Here is a 16,237-nt window from a genome sequence, read left to right on the forward strand (position 1 = left end):
CTTCGAGAATGCCCGCCTCGACAAGCAGCACAAATTCGACGCTGTCTTCAACGATGTCGCCGATGTCGCCGCTCGGGCGCGTTGCTATTCCGATATCCATTCCGTTATCCACCGATCCCACCCAGCCTAGGCCTTCCGATAGCCCGATCACGTCGGCATCCGCAAATAGAAATCGGTAAAAGACGACTGCACAATGTGACTGTTTTTGGGGTGATCCGGGTAGCTGGCCGTCAAAGAAACCCAAGTGGCGCATCTGCTGGGTCAGTCCCTCCGCAACCAATGCCGCCGCCATTCGTTGACCTATGCTGGTTGATCCCAGCATCCTGAACTTTTGCCCGTCGGGTCCCACCTGGCGGGCCCTTTTGATGTCCGGAACATTTATCCGGCGGCGCACGTAACCATGCAGTGGTCGATTCCCATGGGTGCCAGCCTTTATGCCAAGGCGATCGTCACCGAGATCGGATTGGAATGGCGTATTCGCCGGCTGCGTAACAACACCGCTCGGCAGCTGATGATCATTGGCCGCAGAATGCACCGTTTGATACAGCAGCGGCCGACGGCTGGTGTCGGCGAGGCGATCTAAGTGCGTATCGCCTGCCACCCGGCGACAAGCAAAGGCAGATCGTCCGGCTGTGCTTGAACGCGCGATCGGTGCAAATCCTCCGACGAATGTGCCTCGATGGGATAGACGGCTGGCAAGAGACCTCTATCGGAGGTCGCCAGTGTGCTTTCTCAAGCGGCTGGGCACTGGGGGTCCGCGACCGTATGCGTTTAACACCATCAGCAAACTGGAAGAACATGGAATCCGCGACAGAAACCTGTGGCAAATCCAGAAGCTGATGGCCGCCGAAATCCAGGCTCGTCAACGCAGTCGGCGCTTTCCCAGTCTGGTTTCCACCCCATCTTCTGTGGCTCAGTGGTAGAGCACTCCCTTGGTAAGGAAGAGGTTGAGAGGTTGCGTCAATGCCGGCATAGCCGTTGGCCTCTTTGGCAGCGCAGTTGGCGTGAAGCGCTCCTGCTAGTCCCGTTCTCGATCAGCACAGATCGGGCGTCTCTAGTGGTCTTGCGTAAGAACAAAGAGTTAGACGATTCTATCAAACACTGAACCGCTCTAACTGTCGCCGGCCGGCCGGATCCTGACCCTGGCAATCCGGTTCTTGTCGCGTTTCATGACGACGAAGCGCTTGCCGTGGAACGTAAAAGCCTGCTTCTCCTCGGGGATCGATTGCGCCTCGTGGATGACGAGGCCGGCGATGGTGGTCGCCTCTTCGTCGGGCAAGTTCCAGTCGAGCGCCCGGTTGAGGTCGCGGATCGGCACCGTGCCTTCGACCACGACGGAACCGTCGGCCTCCTGCTTGACGCCCTGGATGTCGACATCATGCTCGTCGGCGATCTCGCCGACGATCTCCTCGATGATGTCCTCCAGCGTCACCAGCCCCTCGACCTCGCCATATTCGTCGACGACGACGGCGAAATGCGCCTTGCGGCGCAAGAAGGCGTTGAGCTGTTCCTGCAAGGTCGTGGTGTCGGGCACGAACCAGGGTTTTGACGCGATCTTCATCACATCGATCTGCGAAAAATCGTTGCCAACCTCGTTCAGCGCCCGCAGCAGATCCTTGGCGTGCAGCACGCCGACGATGTTGTCGAGCGAGCCTTTCCAGAGCGGCATGCGGGTATGCGGGCTCTGCAGGATCTCGCGCACCACCGCTTCCGGCGCGTTGTCGGCATTGACCGAGCGCATGTTGGTGCGGTGGACCATGACGTCGGACACTTCAAGCTCTTCTAGATCGAACAGACCGCCGATGCGGTCGCGGTCCTCGCGCACCATCTGCCCGTCGCGGCGGAAATCGTCGACCGCGCCGCGCAATTCGTCCTGGCTCGAGCGCGGCGGCTCGATGTGCGACAGTTCATAGCCGAACATGGCAAGCAGGCGTGTGCGCACGGCAACGACCAGCACGACGATAATGGTAAGGACGGCGACGACGACCCAGCCAGTGTCCATCTCAGCCGGCTTTCCGGCTGGCTGGGTGGCTTTCCCTGAGGAACGACAGCACTTCCGAGGCCGGCACGTCCTTGGCGATGAAGGCCTGGCCGATGCCGCGCGTCAGAATGAAGGTCAGCGCGCCGCGCGACACCTTCTTGTCCTGCGTGATGAATGAAAGCAGGGCTTCGGCATCTGGCAGTTCGCCCGGGATATCGGCCATCCGCCACGGCAGCCCGACGGCACCCAGATGCGCCTCGACGCGGGCCGCGTCGTCGGGGCTGGCGAGATTGAGCCGCGACGAGAACCGGTGCGCCAGCGCCATGCCGATGGCCACCCCTTCGCCATGGACAAGGCGAGCGCCGTCATACTGCGTGGCGGCTTCCAGCGAATGGCCGAATGTGTGCCCGAGATTGAGCAGGGCGCGGTCACCGGTCTCGAACTCGTCGCGGGCAACGACATCGGCCTTGGCGCGGCAGGCCTCGGCAATGGCCTCGACCCGTTCCGGTCCGCCGGCGAACACCTTTTCCCAGTTCGCTTCCAGCCAGGCGAAGAATTCCGGCCGGTCGATCAGCCCATATTTGGCAAGCTCGGCATAGCCGGCGCGGAATTCGCGGATCGGCAGCGTGTCGAGCACTTCGGTGTCGGCCAGCACCAGCCTGGGCTGGAGGAAGACCCCGACGAGGTTCTTGCCGCGCGGGCTGTTGATGCCGGTCTTGCCGCCGACCGAGGAATCGACCTGCGCCAGAAGGGAGGTCGGAACCTGCACGAAATTCATGCCACGCCGAACGATGCCGGCTGCAAAACCGGTGAGATCGCCGATGACGCCTCCGCCAAGCGCGATGACGACGTCGCCGCGCTCCAGCCTGGCTGCCAGGACGCCATCGACCACCGCCTCGAGATGGGGAAAACTCTTGGTCTTCTCGCCGGGCGGCATCGTGATGACGGCCGACTGGATGCCACCCCTCTCGAGGCCGGCCTTCAGCCCATCGAGATGCGCGGCGGCGACGTTCTCGTCGGTCACGACGGCGGCGCGTGTGCCGGGCAGCCGGCGCGAAATCTCGGCGCCGGCGCGCGACAGCAGGCCCGAGCCGATCAAGATGTCGTAGGCCCGGTCACCCAGACCGACTTCGACGGTGACTGGCTGATCCGCGCTCATGTATCGACCTCGCCCGTCGCGGCTATCGCATCGATGCCGAAATGCCGGCACAGCGCCTCAAGCACCTCCGCCGCGATGACCTCCTTGCGATCGTCGCGGGTCGGCACGGTGATGTCAGAGGTGGCATAGACCGGATAGCGCTCCCCCATCAGCCGCTCCAGCACGGCGCGGGGATCCGCGCTTTTCAAAAGCGGCCGGTTCTGCTTCTTGGAAACGCGGTCCATCAGAAGGTCGAGCTCGGCCTTCAGCCACACCGACACGCCGTGCGTGGCGATGGCCTCGCGCGTCTGCGCGTTCATGAAGGCACCGCCGCCGGTCGACAGAACCTGCGGGCCGTTTTCAAGCACGCGCAGGATGACACGCTGTTCCAAAGCCCGGAACTCGGTCTCGCCATAGCGCTCGAACAGTTCCGGAACGGTCATTCGCGACACGCTCTCGATCTCCTGGTCGCTGTCGATGAAGGGCAGCGAAAGCATCATCGATACCTTGCGGCCGATCGCCGTCTTGCCGGCGCCCATCAGCCCGACAAAGACAATGGACCGGCCGCCCAGCCGGCCAAGCAGCGCGGCATGGGTCTCGCCTGGAGGATTTGCCTGTAACGCGTTCATCAGCTGTTTCTTGGGCCCTCTTTGCCGGCGTATCGACATGAAAAGCCGGTTTGCGTCAAGCGTGCCGAGTGCCTTGGGCTGATATGGACAGGGCGACGCTCGCATCAGAAGTTGCTAACAGGGCCCCGCTTCTTCCTTGAATTGGCCGGATTGGCGTCCCATAAGGGCACAGGGTTTGGAAACGCAGAACAAAAAGACGGGCGAGAATTGATGCCGACACTGTTTCGCTTTGTCGTGACCCTCGCGATTCTGGCCGGCATTGCCTATGGTACGATGTTCGCGCTGGTGATGTTCGTCGAGCCGAAAAAAGCGGAAATGAGCGTGCGTATTCCGCCGGAAAAACTCAATCCTAAGAAAAACTGAATCCCAAAAAACTGACTCGGAACCGCCTCAAGGAAATGAACAGCGCCGCCCGTATCGAGGCCTTCCTGGAAATGATGAGTGCCGAGCGGGGGGCGGCCGAGAATACGCTTTCCTCCTATCGCCGCGACCTGGAGGATGCTTCCGACGGGATCGATGGCGGACTTGCCCGCGCAGGTGCCGCCGACATCAGGGCCTATCTCGACGACATTGCCGCGCGCGGCTTCGCGCCGACCTCGCAGGCGCGCAAACTGTCGGCGATCCGCCAATTCTTCAAGTTCCTCTATGCCGAAGGTCTGCGAGGCGACGACCCGACCGGCACGCTGGACAGCCCGAAAAAGGGCCGCCCGCTGCCCAAGACGATGAGCGAGGCCGAAACCGGCCGGCTGATCGACCGCGCCGCGCACGAAGCCGGCGATGCCGGGCTCGCCCACGCCGACAGGCTGGCGGCGCTGCGCCTGCATGCGCTGGTCGAAGTGCTCTACGCCACGGGTCTGCGCGTTTCCGAGCTGGTCGGCCTGCCGGTGACGGTGGCGCAACGCGACGACCGTTTCTTCATGGTGCGCGGCAAGGGCGACAAGGAACGCATGGTGCCGCTGTCGGCCAAGGCGCGGGCGGCGATGCGGAGCTGGCTTGGCGCTCGGGCCAAGCTGCCCGCCTTCGCCAACAGCCCGTTCCTGTTTCCGGCGGCATCCGATAGCGGCTATCTCTCGCGCCAGGTCTTTGCCCGTGATCTGAAAGGATTGGCGGCGCGCGCCGGCATTGCCTCGGCCAAGATCTCACCGCACGTGCTGCGCCATGCTTTCGCCAGCCACCTTCTGCAGAACGGCGCCGATCTCAGGGCCGTGCAGCAACTGCTCGGCCATGCCGACATATCGACGACACAGATTTACACCCACGTGCTGGAGGAGCGGCTGGTGCGGCTGGTCAACGATCATCATCCGCTTGCCGACTAGACCTCATATCGCTATGTGAGGACGACATTTCACCGCCCGGAGCCTAGGTTTCAATGGTTCCGCAGTCTTGCCTTCCGACGCATCGGTCCGCCCAAGCATGTACAATTACCTCGATTTCGAAAAGCCGGTGCAGGATCTTGAGCTCAAGATCCTCGAGCTCAAGAAGCTTGCCGAGAACGGCGAGGCGGTCGATGTCGCCGATGAGATCACCAGGCTCGAGAAGCGCTCGCGCGATGCGCTGCGCGAACTCTACAAGGCGCTGACGCCGTGGCAGAAGGTGCAGGTGGCGCGCCACTCCGACCGGCCGCACTGCGTCGACTACATCAAGAGCCTGTTCAGCGACTTCACGCCGCTCGCCGGTGACCGCAATTTCGGCGAGGACCAGGCGATCGTCGGCGGCTTTGCCCGTTTTCGCGGCGAACCCATCGCAATTCTCGGCCAGGAAAAGGGTTCGGACACGGCGAGCCGCCTGAAGCACAATTTCGGCTCGGTGCGCCCCGAAGGCTATCGCAAGGCGGTGCGGCTGATGGAGCTTGCCGATCGCTTCAAGATCCCGCTGCTGACGCTGGTCGACACGGCCGGCGCCTATCCCGGCGTCGGCGCCGAGGAGCGCGGCCAGGCCGAAGCCATAGCCCGCTCGACCTCGGCCTGCCTTGGCCTGAAAGTGCCGTCGATCTCGGTGGTCATCGGCGAAGGCGGTTCGGGCGGCGCCATCGCGATCGCCACCGCCAACCGCGTCTACATGCTGGAACACGCCATCTATTCGGTGATTTCGCCTGAAGGCGCCGCCTCCATCCTGTGGCGCGACACAACCCGCTCCAAGGACGCGGCGACCAACATGAAGATCACCGCCCAGGACCTGCTGGAACTGAAGATCATCGACGCCATCATCCCCGAACCGATGGGAGGTGCCCAGCGCGCGCCCGAAACGGTGATTGCCGCGACGGGCGATCTCATCGCCAAGACGATGAAGGAATTTGCCGGCGCCAACACCGATTTCCGCGAACAGCGCCGCGAGAAATATCTGGCGATGGGCCGCAGCCTCTGACGCCCCTTGGGCGGCGGAACACGGCTGGCGGAAGCTCCCTGTCCTTGGCAATGTGGCGGCGATGAGCAATTTCGCCACAAAAATGCCGCCCCATTCGGTTCAATGAAATCACCGTGAGAGATTGGCCGAGCCTTGCGGTAAGGAATTTTCAAGGTTAACGGGCTTACGGTCCGTCGGTGTTCAGCATGCGGGTTTGGCCGTTTCGAAGCCATTGGCCCGAGAAAAAAGACATAGCCTTGCCCATGTTTGCCAAGCTTGCACGTACTGGAGTCCTTGCCGCCTCGATAGCCGTCGCGGGCTGCAATGATTCGTCGATGAAGGACTTTGCCCCGGAAGCCAACAAGCCGCTGCCCGACAAAATCCTTGCCGACATGAGAGCCAAGGGTATGGTCCGCACCTCGTCGGTGATGGCACGCATCTTCAAGGAAGAAGGCAAGCTCGAGATCTGGAAGGCCAAGACCAACGGCCGCTACGACATGGTAGCGAGCTATGACATCTGCAAATGGTCGGGCAAGCTCGGGCCGAAATACACAGAAGGCGACCGCCAGGCGCCGGAAGGTTTTTACACGGTTCGCCCGTCGCAGATGAATCCGCGCTCGAACTACCATTTGTCGTTCAACATCGGCTTTCCCAACGCCTATGATCGTGCCAATGGCCGCACCGGGCAGAATCTGATGGTTCATGGCGCCTGCTCGTCATCGGGCTGCTATTCGATGACCGACGCACAGATCGAGCAGATCTACGCCTTCGGTCGTGACGCCTTCCAAGGCGGGCAGACCGAGTTCCAGATCCAGGCTTTTCCGTTCCGCATGACCGCGGCCAATATGGCGCGCTACCGCAGCGACCCGAATTACGAATTCTGGAAGATGCTCAAGGTCGGCTACGACAATTTCGAGGTCACCAAGGTGCCGCCGAAGGTCGACGTCTGCGAGAAACGCTACGTCTTCAACCAGGTGGCCGCCGATGGGCAGACCTTCAATCCGACCGGCCCCTGCCCGGCGACCACGCAGCCGGATTCGCTGAAGAGCGCCTACAACGCCTATCAAAGCACCTATGACGCGGCCTTCAACAGCGCGCTCAAGGCCAGCGTGCCGCCACCCAAGCCGACGATTGCCGGCATCAAGGAAGCCAGCATCGTCTCCGACTGGTCGAAGCGCCGGGCTCGTGGCGAGCGCGTGCCGATCGATCCGCCGTCGCTCAACACCGACGGTTCGGTGACCGAGACGGCGCGCATGGGCCGCATCGATTCGCCCGCCGGCCGCAAGATGGCCGCGCTCGACGCCGAGAAGGCAGCCAAGCAGAAGGCGGAGGAGCAGAGGCTGGCGGCCATCGAGGCCGCCAAGCAAGCCAAGGCACAGGCGTTGGCTGAAAAGGAAGCAGCCAAGGCGCAAGCTGTGGCTGCAAAGGAAGCGGCCAAGGCCGCCAAGGAAGCTCCCGTCGCCACCGCGACCATCGCTGCCCCAACCGAGGCCGCACCTGCGGCCGAGACGCAGGCTGCAAGTGCCGATGAGAGCCGCGTGACGAAGCTGAAGAACAAGCTGCTCGGCATGTTCGGCGGCTGAGTTGGCCAATGCATGTCGCCCAAAAGTGCGTAGCGGTTTTGGGTCAGCGATATGCATGACTTAAAACAAGCCGCGGTCTATGACCTGAAAGGGCTGAACTGCCCCTTGCCCGTACTGAAGGCGAAAAAGCGCCTGGCCGGTATGCAGCCCGGCAGCAGGCTCTGGCTAGAGACGACCGATCCGCTGGCCGTCATCGACATTCCGGCATTCTGCGCCGACAGCGGTCACCAATTGATCGAGATAGCGGCGATGCCCGATGGCCATCGCTTTCTGGTGGAACGCGGCGAACAGCGCCCGTAAGACTCAACGTCCGGCGATCGCCAGCGGATTGTGTTCCAGCGCCGCGCGGTCGGGCGTGTCGACCGACGGCCGGTTGGTGAAGGCGGAAAACAGCCGGCGCACGTAGTCTTCCGGCATGTCGAGCGTAATCAGCACCAGCCGCGTGCCGCGCTGGCTGTCCGGCCAGGATGGCAACCGCACCGGCGGATGCAGGATCTTCTGCACGCCATGCACGACCAGCGGCCGCGATGGGTCCTCCTGCAGTTCGATGACGCCCTTCATCCGCAGCAGGTGCTCGCCATGTGTGGAACGCAGGAGATCGAGGAACATCTCGATGGCTGAAAACGGCACCGGCCCGTCATGCACCAGCGAATGGGTTTTTACGCGCTGGTCGTGGCGATGGGCATGATCATGATGGTCATGGTGGCCATCATGGTCGTGATCATGCGCGACCTCTTCGCCGAGCCAGCGCCGCACGTCGGCGGACTTGGTGGCCGGGTTGTAGAGGCCGCAGTCGAACAGCGCCGCCACACTGGATTTCGTCTCCCCGACATCGAGCAGTCGAGCCCCGGGATTGATCTGCCGCAAGCGCGCCCGCAGCGTTTCGAGATCGCCGGGATCGGCGACCAGATCGGCCTTGGAGAGCACGATGCGGTCGGCGACCGCGACCTGCTTGACCGCCTCGACATGCGCATCGAGTGTCGCATCGCCGTTGACCGCATCGACCAGGGTGATGACGCCATCGAGCCGAAAAGCGTGGACCAGGGCCGGATGGCCCATGATCGACTGCAGCACCGGTGCCGGGTCGGCCAGCCCCGTGGTCTCGACGATGACGCGGGCAAGGCGGGCGATGCGGCCGGTCTGCAGCCGATCGACCAGGTCGGCCAGCGTGTCGACAAGTTCGCCGCGCACCGTGCAGCACAGGCAGCCGTCGGAAAGCTGGATGATGCCGTCGGAGGCCTGCTCGACCAGCAGATGGTCGATCGCCACCTCTCCATACTCGTTGATGATGACCGCGGTGTCGGCCAGCGCCGGATCCTTCAGGAGCCGGTTGAGCAGCGTGGTCTTGCCGGCGCCGAGGAAGCCGGTCAGCACCGAGACGGGGATCGGGAAACCGTTCATCTGATTCTGCCTTTTGATTTGAGCATGATCTCCAGCGAAAACCGGATTTTTTGGACTATGCTCTAATTCGCCACCTTGGCCGGCTGGTCGCCTTGCGCGGCGGCACCCGCGACTTTCGGGCCGGTGCCGGCGGGTACGGGCTTGTCAGGCCGCCAGGTCGGGATCGGCACGTCGGAATATTCCTGCGCGCCCTCGTCGAGGATCGCTTTCGGCGCCGGACCGGTGGCGCCGCCGAGGCCGACGGCAACCAGTGTCGGCACATGGTCGAGCTTCTCCCGATAGGGTGATTTCGGCGCGTCCTTGGCGGCGGTGGCGGGCGGCGCTTCGGACTGCTCCGCCTTCGTTTTCCTTTTGCAGACCTCGTCATGCATGTCATTGGGCGAGATCAGATCGCCGTAGGGAGCGAGCGTGGTGACGGTGGTCGACCCGGCGGCAGGCGTGCCAAAGCCCAGATCGAGCAATTTGGCCGCGGTTTCGGCACGGCTGACCGCCGACTTCTCGCCGAGCACAACAGCCACCAGCGTGCGCCCATTGCGGGTCGCCGAACCGATCATGTTGAAGCCGGACGGGCAGACGAAGCCGGTCTTCATGCCGTCGGCGCCGGGATAACGGCCGATCAGGAGATTGTAGTTCGGAATCGCCTTCTTGCCGACCGCGAGCCCCTCGATCGAGAACCACGGCGCATATTGCGGGAACTCGCGGCGGATCGCCATCACCAGGATCGAAAGGTCGCGCGCCGTCGTGTACTGGTCGGGCGAGTAAAGGCCGTTCGGGTTGACGAAATGGGTGCCGTTCATGCCGAGCCGGGCCGCCTCGGCGTTCATCCTTTCGGCGAAAGCGGCCTGCGAGCCGCCGACATTCTCGCCGACCGCCATGGCGATGTCGTTGGCCGATTTGACCAGCATCATCTTCAGCGCATTGTCGAGCCGCATCACCGAGCCCGGCTTGAAACCCATCTTGCTCGGCGGTTCGCCGGCGGAGTGTTTGGTCACCTTGATCGGTGAATCGAGCTGGACTTCCCCCGCCGCGATCGCCCTGAAGGTCACATAGGCGGTCATCAGCTTGCTGAGCGACGCCGGATACCAACGCTTGAACGCATCCTGATGCTGCAGGATCTGGCCGCTCTTCAGGTCGAAGACCACCACCGGATTGGCCAGAGCCGACCCGGCCAGAACCGACAGCATGATTGCGCCAGCCGGGAATAGTTTGAGGAAATGCCTGTGCCGCATGATCGAATCCGAAATCGCCTCTTGCCCTGATTGCCCCTGGCTCCGTAAGATTTCGTTACGTGACCGCCAGCATAAGGATCCGACCCTCAAAAACCGGACCGCATTATTGCGGTGCTATTTACCCTATGTGACGCCAACATGGCAAAGCGCCTGACAATCACAATTGCAAAGCCCGGGGCACAATTGCAAAGCCTGCGGCACAATTGCAAAGCACCGGCCCAATTGCAAAACCTCAGGCTGAAGCCGGCTGCACCAACAACGAAATGGAACCACCATGCCAATCCTGAACCGCGCCGCCGAAATGCAGGACGAAGTCGCCGGCTGGCGACAGCATCTGCACCAGACGCCAGAGCTGAACTTCGATGTCTTCAAGACCGCGGCCTTCGTCACCGAAAAGCTGAAAGAGTTTGGCTGCGACGATGTGGTGACCGGGCTCGGCAAGACGGGCGTCGTCGGCGTTATCCGCGGCCGTCAGGGAGAAGGCCCCACGATCGGTTTGCGCGCCGACATGGATGCACTGCCGCTCAAGGAGATCACCGGCAAGCCCTACGCGTCAACCGTTCCGGGCAAGATGCATGCCTGCGGCCATGACGGCCACACCGCGATGCTGCTCGGCGCGGCGAAATATCTCGCCGAGACGCGCAATTTCACCGGCTCCGTTGCGGTGATCTTCCAGCCGGCGGAGGAAGGCGGCGGCGGCGGCAACGAGATGGTCAAGGACGGCATGATGGAGCGCTTCGATATCGCGAAAGTGTTCGGCATGCACAACATGCCGGGCCTGCCGGTCGGCCAGTTCGCCATCCGTCCAGGCCCGATCATGGCGGCGACGGCCGAATTCACCATCACCGTGAAAGGCAAAGGCGGCCATGCGGCGATGCCGCACGGCACGATCGACCCGATCGTCATCGCCAGCCAGCTGGTCGGCGCCCTGCAGACGATCGCCTCGCGCAGCACCGATCCGGTCGAGGCCGTGGTGGTGTCGGTGACCAAGTTCCACGCGGGCGACGCTTACAACATCATCCCGGAATCGGCCGAGATCGCCGGCACCGTGCGCACGCTGAAGAAGGAAGTGGCCAAGAAATCGGAAGAGCGTATCCGGGCGATCTGCGCGGGGCTGGCTACCGCCTATGGCGCGACGATCGAAGTCGACTATGACGCGAACTACCCGGTGACGTTCAACCATGCGGATGAGACGGTCTTCGCCAGCGATGTGGCCGCCGACGTGGCGGGCGATGCCCAGGTGCACCGCGCGATCCAGCCGGTGATGGGCGGCGAGGATTTCTCCTACATGCTGGAAGCCCGGCCGGGCGCCTTCATCTTCATCGGCAATGGCGAGACCGCCGGTCTCCACAACCCGGCCTATGACTTCAACGACGAAGCCATCCCGCACGGCATGAGCTATTGGGTGAAACTGGCGGAGACGGCGCTAGCCGCTTGAGGCCGGTCATGTAAAGCGCCGGCCGAATTGCGTTCGGCCGGCCCTCTTGGCGAAACGATCCGAAGCGGCTATGTGTCGGGCCGCGTGGTCCCGTAGCTCAGTAGGATAGAGCGGCAGATTCCTAATCTGTAGGTCACAGGTTCGATTCCTGTCGGGATCACCATTCCGGTTCAAGCGGCTGGCAATTCCATTGCCTGAAGCAATCCCTACCGAGGCTTGTCGCTTGGCACCCATTTGAAGTGGTCGCCGTCCTTCTCGATCTGCCCGACACCCGGGAACGGGAAGTGTGGTGCGAAGATCATCTCGTGGTCCTCGGCCAGCGTCGTCAGGGTCTTGGCCCTGTTCTGCTCCGCTTCCGGCTTGTCGCTGTCGAAGGCCAAGGCCCAGTCCGGCTTGGCGAGCGAGATGATTGAGCTGTGCACCGTGTCACCAATATCGAACAGCCGTTCCTCTCCGGATTTGATCTGGTAGCCGACATGGCCAGGTGTGTGGCCCTTGAGCGCTACCGAGGTGATGCCAGGCGCAATTTGGACGCCGGCCTTGAATGGTTTCACATGGTCGGCGATGACCTTGACGATATCGGCCGCATCCTTGTTGGACTTGGCAAAATCCCACTCCACGTCCGACATCCTTATCGTGGCATTGGGAAAAGCCAGCTTGCCGTCCTTGACCAGGCCGCCGATGTGATCGGGATGAGAATGGGTGATCAATATCTCGTTGACGTCACCGGGTTTGACACCGGCCTTAGTCAGGCTGTCCTGCAGCGCGCCGCCGACACCGGTGTCGATCAGCACGACACTGGTCTTCGATTTGACCAGCAGGGCGTCAACGCTCAGCGTGATGGTATCGGTCGGCGCCCCCGCCGCCCTGAGCAGTTCGCCGACTTCCGCGGGGCTATGATCGAGGCCGAAGGTCTTGCCATCGTTGGGTTTGATGAACTGGGCGTCCTGCAGGGCGACGATGTCGAGCTTGCCAAGCTTGAATGATTTTGCATCCGGCTGCTGCGCCGGCATCTGCGCCATTGCCACGCCTTGATAAAAACCCATCAAGACCGTCATGGCCGTCAGCCTGATCGTGGGATTGAACCTTTTCATATGGGCATCCTCTGGCTGCGGAAGGCACGACCGTAGCGGAACACCACTAATGGGGCGGACAATTCCGGGGTCGGGCCGATCACAAATTCGCTAGGGGATATAGGCCCTGGGCATGTTCCGGCAATGGGCGACCCGTTGCCGATAGCCGCCCCCTCGTGTGGCTCTATCGACTAGGCCGGACGGCCCCTGTCGTGCTCAAGGGCACCTGCCAGCCCCGAAGGATAGTCCGCGCAGAGTCAGCGCACTTCGTCTGAGCCGTCGGCGACACCGACGCGATGACGGTAGACCATTTCCCATCCCTTCCAACCCGTGAACAGAAGGATGAGAACCACGATCAGCGAGAGGACAAGGCCGGTGGGCATCACCGCCGTCTCGCCATGGGCATAGCGCGAATACCAATTGTAGAGTTCGATCAGGACGACGACCACATTGCCGCCAGCGTGGAGCCACGCGTCACGCAGATTGCGGATTTGAACATCGCCCAAGACATCGGTCAGCCCGGCAAGAGCTGCCAAGGCGGCCATTATCAAACCCGCCCCGAGCAACCAAAGACTACCGGTGACCCATCCCGGATTGCCCGTTCGCCAGAAGATCAGGTCGCAAACGAAGGTGGCGACGAAGAAAGCGATCGGGAACGGGATCAGCATGGGATGGATCGGATGGCCGGCTATACTTGCGGTGCTTTGTGGGTTGCGGGCCATGGTAGTGCCTCCAAAGCCAGTCGCGCGCGACTGCATTGCATCTCTGAAAGACAGCGTGAGGTAAGAACGCCGGCGCCGGCTGAATGTTCCACAACCGGAAGCGGCAGAGACCTCAGGTGCGGAGATGCATGCGGGGAGCAAACCCGTTCTATGGCGGAGCAGGTAGAGCGAAGTGGTGGGGCGCGTAGCGATGCCGCAATGTGCGCAAAGCTGGCCGTGCTCACCCGCCATGGCGAACCATGGCGGGATTTTTCATGCTTCGGATGCGATCGGGCCGGCTCAGCCGACCCGGACGACAAAATGCTTGGTCACCGGCTCGATGATCTTCCAGGTGCCCTTGAAATCGGCTTCCACCACGAAGGCGTCGCCGGGGCCAACTTCGACCGGCGTGCCGCCGTCGGGCGTGATGATGATGCGGCCGGCGATCATGTGCACGAACTCATAGTCGGTGTAGGTCGCATGATAGGTGCCGGGCGAGGCCCGCCAGGTTCCCGATATCACCTTGCCGTCTTCTGTCGTGTGCTGGACGGCGGTCTGCATGGTCGGCTGGCCCTCGACCACGATCCAGCCAGGCAGATCGCCGGCTTCCGCGTGCTCGACCGCGCCGAATTTGAAGATGGTTTTGTTCGTCATGTCGGGCTCCGTTTGCTTCGTGTGTTCGCGGTCGGATAGCCGATGCACATGACGGGAGCAATGCCGTGCAGTGCGAAACAGGCGCGGCCGCGCATCCGGGCATGACCCGCCCGCTGCCTGCGCCCACTTGGAGTGCTACGGCTTGTGCCGTGCCGAGACCAACTCCGCCCTGCGTTGCGCCGTCTCCAGCCCGAGGCCGATGAAGGCGCGCGCGTGCTTGGCGAGCGCCATATTGTCGGTCCACAGATTGCGCCAGATGGCGGTCTTCTTCGACAGGTTTTCGTCGACGATCTCCGAGGAGAAGGATTCGAAGCTGAGGTCGTCGGCATAGCCGATGGCGGTCAGCGCATCGAATATCCCGGCGAAGTCGATATTGCCGGTGCCGAGGAAGCCGCGATGGCTCTCGCCGATATGGACATAGCCGATCTTGGCTGCCGCGTGGCGGATGGCGAGACCGAAATCGGCCTCCTCGATGTTCATATGGAAAGTGTCGAGATGCAGGAGGATGTTGTCCGACCCGGTGTCCTCGATAAAGGCGAGGCCCTGCGCGGCGGTGTTGAGCAGGTTGCTCTCGAAGCGATTGACGATTTCGAGGTTGAGCGTGACGCCGGCGGCCTTCGCCGTCTCGGCGACCTTTGCCAGCGTTGCCGCGCTGCGGTTCCATTGATCGCGTGTCGGCGCCTCGACCTGCAGCCCATGGCTGGTCGAAAGAATGCCGGCGACCTTGCGGCCGCCAAGATCGCGCGTCAGCGCGATGGTGTCGTTGAGGATCTCGACGCCGCGCGCGGCGATCGCCTTGTCGGCACTCGAAATATCGCCATCTCCAGGCAATCCAATGCTGATCGCAACGCCGAGATCAAGATCGGCGATGCGTTTGGCAAGCCTGCCGATATCGACATTGGCGGGGTCGAGATAGGAGAACTCGATCAGGTCGAACCCGGCCTCCTTGGTATTGGCCAGCGTGCGATCGAGCTCGCTATGCGCCGAGCTTGCCGACCAGACGAAGGAATGGATTCCGATGCGCGACATGATCGTCTCCGGCATTGAGATGGGATGAGAATGGGTGCGGCCGGGATCGCCCGGCCGCAGCAGTCTTGGGAGGCTTAGCGGGCCGCGGTCCAACCCTTGTAATCCTTGAGGTTTTCGGCGGTGATGAGCTTCGGGTCGAGCAGCACGGTGGGCTCCGCCGGCTTCTTGCCGGCCAGCAGGTCGGCCGCCATCGTCAGCGATTGGCCGGCCATCACATAGGGATCCTGCGAGGCCGAAGCCTTGATCATCGATTTGCCGGACGCCAGTTCCTTCTCGATATCGGGTGCGCCGTCTACCGCCGTGAAGATGAACTCGGAGCGGTTGAGCTGCTTGGCGGCGAGTTCGGCGCCGATCGCCGTCGGATCGTTGATGGCGAATACCGCGTCGATCTTGTCAAAACGAGTGAGCAGCGACTGGAACACTTTCAGGCCGCCGTCACGCGAGCCTTCGGCATTCTGGTCGTCGGACAGGATCTTGATGTCGGGATGCTGGGCAAGCACGTTCTTGCAGCCCTTCACCCGCTCCAGGATCGACGAAGACGCCGGTCCGTTGAGGATGACGTAGTCGCCCTTGCCGCCGGTCTGGTCGACCAGGTACTGGCAGGCCTCCTCGCCGGCCTTGACGTTGTTGGTCATCACCGTGACGTCGGCACCCGGCGCCGAAACATCGAAGGCGGCGACGACGATGCCGGCGGCCTGCGCCTTCTTCACCGCGGGAGCGATCGCCTTGGCGTCGACCGCGTTGAGCATGATCACGTCGACGCCGGCGGCGATAAAGGAATCGACCTGCGAGACCTGCTTGTTGAGGTCATAGTCGGCCGATACCGACGTCACCTCGACCTTCGGATTGATCTTCCTGGCCGCATCCTCGATGCCCTTGATGGTCGCGACGAAGAAGGGGTTGCCGAGCAGGCCGACCGAGATGCCGACCTTGTTGAGGTCCTTGGCCGATCTGGTCTTCATTACGCTTATTTCCTCCTGATGCCCCGCGCCTCTCACGGTGCGTTACACAAGCCGGTCTTTAATGCCGGCGACCAGG

General features: G+C 62.6%; 17 protein-coding genes and 1 tRNA gene. 7 read left to right on the forward strand and 11 right to left on the reverse strand.

Annotation, left to right across the window (positions count from 1 at the left end):
* From O7A60_RS28935 to O7A60_RS28950, 4 genes are all read right to left on the reverse strand, one after another.
* The coding region (locus tag O7A60_RS28935) for a hypothetical protein (protein WP_337109125.1) at nt 1-601 on the reverse strand (601 nt) is incomplete at its 3' end.
* A 510-nt stretch (nt 602-1,111) separates the two neighbouring features.
* Complete coding sequence (locus O7A60_RS28940; protein WP_027143530.1) at nt 1,112-2,002, reverse strand: HlyC/CorC family transporter; 891 nt, start codon at nt 2,000-2,002, stop codon at nt 1,112-1,114.
* A gap of 1 nt (nt 2,003) precedes the next feature.
* Complete coding sequence (aroB, locus tag O7A60_RS28945) at nt 2,004-3,140, reverse strand: 3-dehydroquinate synthase (protein ID WP_337109126.1); 1,137 nt, start codon at nt 3,138-3,140, stop codon at nt 2,004-2,006.
* Complete coding sequence (locus O7A60_RS28950) at nt 3,137-3,748, reverse strand: shikimate kinase (protein ID WP_337109127.1); 612 nt, start codon at nt 3,746-3,748, stop codon at nt 3,137-3,139. The genes aroB and O7A60_RS28950 overlap by 4 nt, the downstream gene beginning before the upstream one ends.
* Before the next feature lie 210 nt (nt 3,749-3,958).
* Here O7A60_RS28950 and O7A60_RS28955 point away from each other — a divergent pair, with 210 nt between their 5' ends.
* The 5 genes from O7A60_RS28955 to O7A60_RS28975 all read left to right on the forward strand — a co-directional run bounded on the left by O7A60_RS28955 (nt 3,959) and on the right by O7A60_RS28975 (nt 7,974).
* Nucleotides 3,959-4,111 (forward strand): hypothetical protein, encoded by a 153-nt coding sequence (locus O7A60_RS28955; RefSeq protein WP_015315495.1) that lies wholly within the window; start codon nt 3,959-3,961, stop codon nt 4,109-4,111.
* 35 nt (nt 4,112-4,146) lie between these two features.
* Nucleotides 4,147-5,064 (forward strand): site-specific tyrosine recombinase XerD, encoded by a 918-nt coding sequence (locus O7A60_RS28960; protein ID WP_027143534.1) that lies wholly within the window; start codon nt 4,147-4,149, stop codon nt 5,062-5,064.
* A 97-nt stretch (nt 5,065-5,161) separates the two neighbouring features.
* Complete coding sequence (locus O7A60_RS28965; RefSeq protein WP_027143535.1) at nt 5,162-6,112, forward strand: acetyl-CoA carboxylase carboxyltransferase subunit alpha; 951 nt, start codon at nt 5,162-5,164, stop codon at nt 6,110-6,112.
* 242 nt (nt 6,113-6,354) lie between these two features.
* Nucleotides 6,355-7,674, forward strand: a complete 1,320-nt coding sequence (locus tag O7A60_RS28970; RefSeq protein ID WP_027143536.1) for a L,D-transpeptidase family protein — start codon at nt 6,355-6,357, stop codon at nt 7,672-7,674.
* Between the two features lie 51 nt (nt 7,675-7,725).
* Nucleotides 7,726-7,974, forward strand: a complete 249-nt coding sequence (locus O7A60_RS28975) for a sulfurtransferase TusA family protein (protein WP_337109128.1) — start codon at nt 7,726-7,728, stop codon at nt 7,972-7,974.
* A 3-nt stretch (nt 7,975-7,977) separates the two neighbouring features.
* Here O7A60_RS28975 and O7A60_RS28980 read toward each other — a convergent pair whose 3' ends face one another.
* On the reverse strand, nt 7,978-9,075 hold the full coding sequence (locus O7A60_RS28980) for a CobW family GTP-binding protein (RefSeq protein WP_337109129.1): 1,098 nt from the start codon (nt 9,073-9,075) through the stop codon (nt 7,978-7,980).
* Between the two features lie 62 nt (nt 9,076-9,137).
* Nucleotides 9,138-10,304: a D-alanyl-D-alanine carboxypeptidase family protein gene (locus O7A60_RS28985; RefSeq protein WP_337109130.1), complete on the reverse strand. Its 1,167-nt coding sequence runs from the start codon at nt 10,302-10,304 to the stop codon at nt 9,138-9,140.
* 274 nt (nt 10,305-10,578) lie between these two features.
* Here O7A60_RS28985 and O7A60_RS28990 point away from each other — a divergent pair, with 274 nt between their 5' ends.
* Complete coding sequence (locus O7A60_RS28990; RefSeq protein WP_337109131.1) at nt 10,579-11,742, forward strand: M20 aminoacylase family protein; 1,164 nt, start codon at nt 10,579-10,581, stop codon at nt 11,740-11,742.
* Between the two features lie 86 nt (nt 11,743-11,828).
* Nucleotides 11,829-11,905 (forward strand) — tRNA-Arg (locus O7A60_RS28995).
* A 43-nt stretch (nt 11,906-11,948) separates the two neighbouring features.
* Here the strand turns inward: O7A60_RS28995 and O7A60_RS29000 are convergent.
* The 5 genes from O7A60_RS29000 to O7A60_RS29020 form a co-directional block, all read right to left on the reverse strand.
* Nucleotides 11,949-12,836 (reverse strand): MBL fold metallo-hydrolase, encoded by an 888-nt coding sequence (locus tag O7A60_RS29000; RefSeq protein ID WP_337109132.1) that lies wholly within the window; start codon nt 12,834-12,836, stop codon nt 11,949-11,951.
* Between the two features lie 236 nt (nt 12,837-13,072).
* A complete protein-coding gene (locus O7A60_RS29005; RefSeq protein WP_027143542.1) occupies nt 13,073-13,537 on the reverse strand; it encodes a DUF2231 domain-containing protein in 465 nt (154 codons plus the stop codon).
* A gap of 279 nt (nt 13,538-13,816) precedes the next feature.
* Nucleotides 13,817-14,170, reverse strand: coding sequence for a cupin domain-containing protein (locus O7A60_RS29010; protein WP_027143543.1), 354 nt, complete (start codon nt 14,168-14,170; stop codon nt 13,817-13,819).
* Nucleotides 14,171-14,305: 135 nt separating this feature from the next.
* Nucleotides 14,306-15,199 (reverse strand): sugar phosphate isomerase/epimerase family protein, encoded by an 894-nt coding sequence (locus tag O7A60_RS29015; RefSeq protein WP_337109133.1) that lies wholly within the window; start codon nt 15,197-15,199, stop codon nt 14,306-14,308.
* Between the two features lie 74 nt (nt 15,200-15,273).
* Entirely contained in the window at nt 15,274-16,161 is an 888-nt protein-coding gene (locus O7A60_RS29020) for an ABC transporter substrate-binding protein (RefSeq protein ID WP_337109134.1), read from the reverse strand.
* Nucleotides 16,162-16,237: the final 76 nt, after the last annotated feature.

The organism is Mesorhizobium salmacidum (SeqCode), from assembly GCF_037179605.1.
Lineage (GTDB): Bacteria > Pseudomonadota > Alphaproteobacteria > Rhizobiales > Rhizobiaceae > Mesorhizobium > Mesorhizobium salmacidum.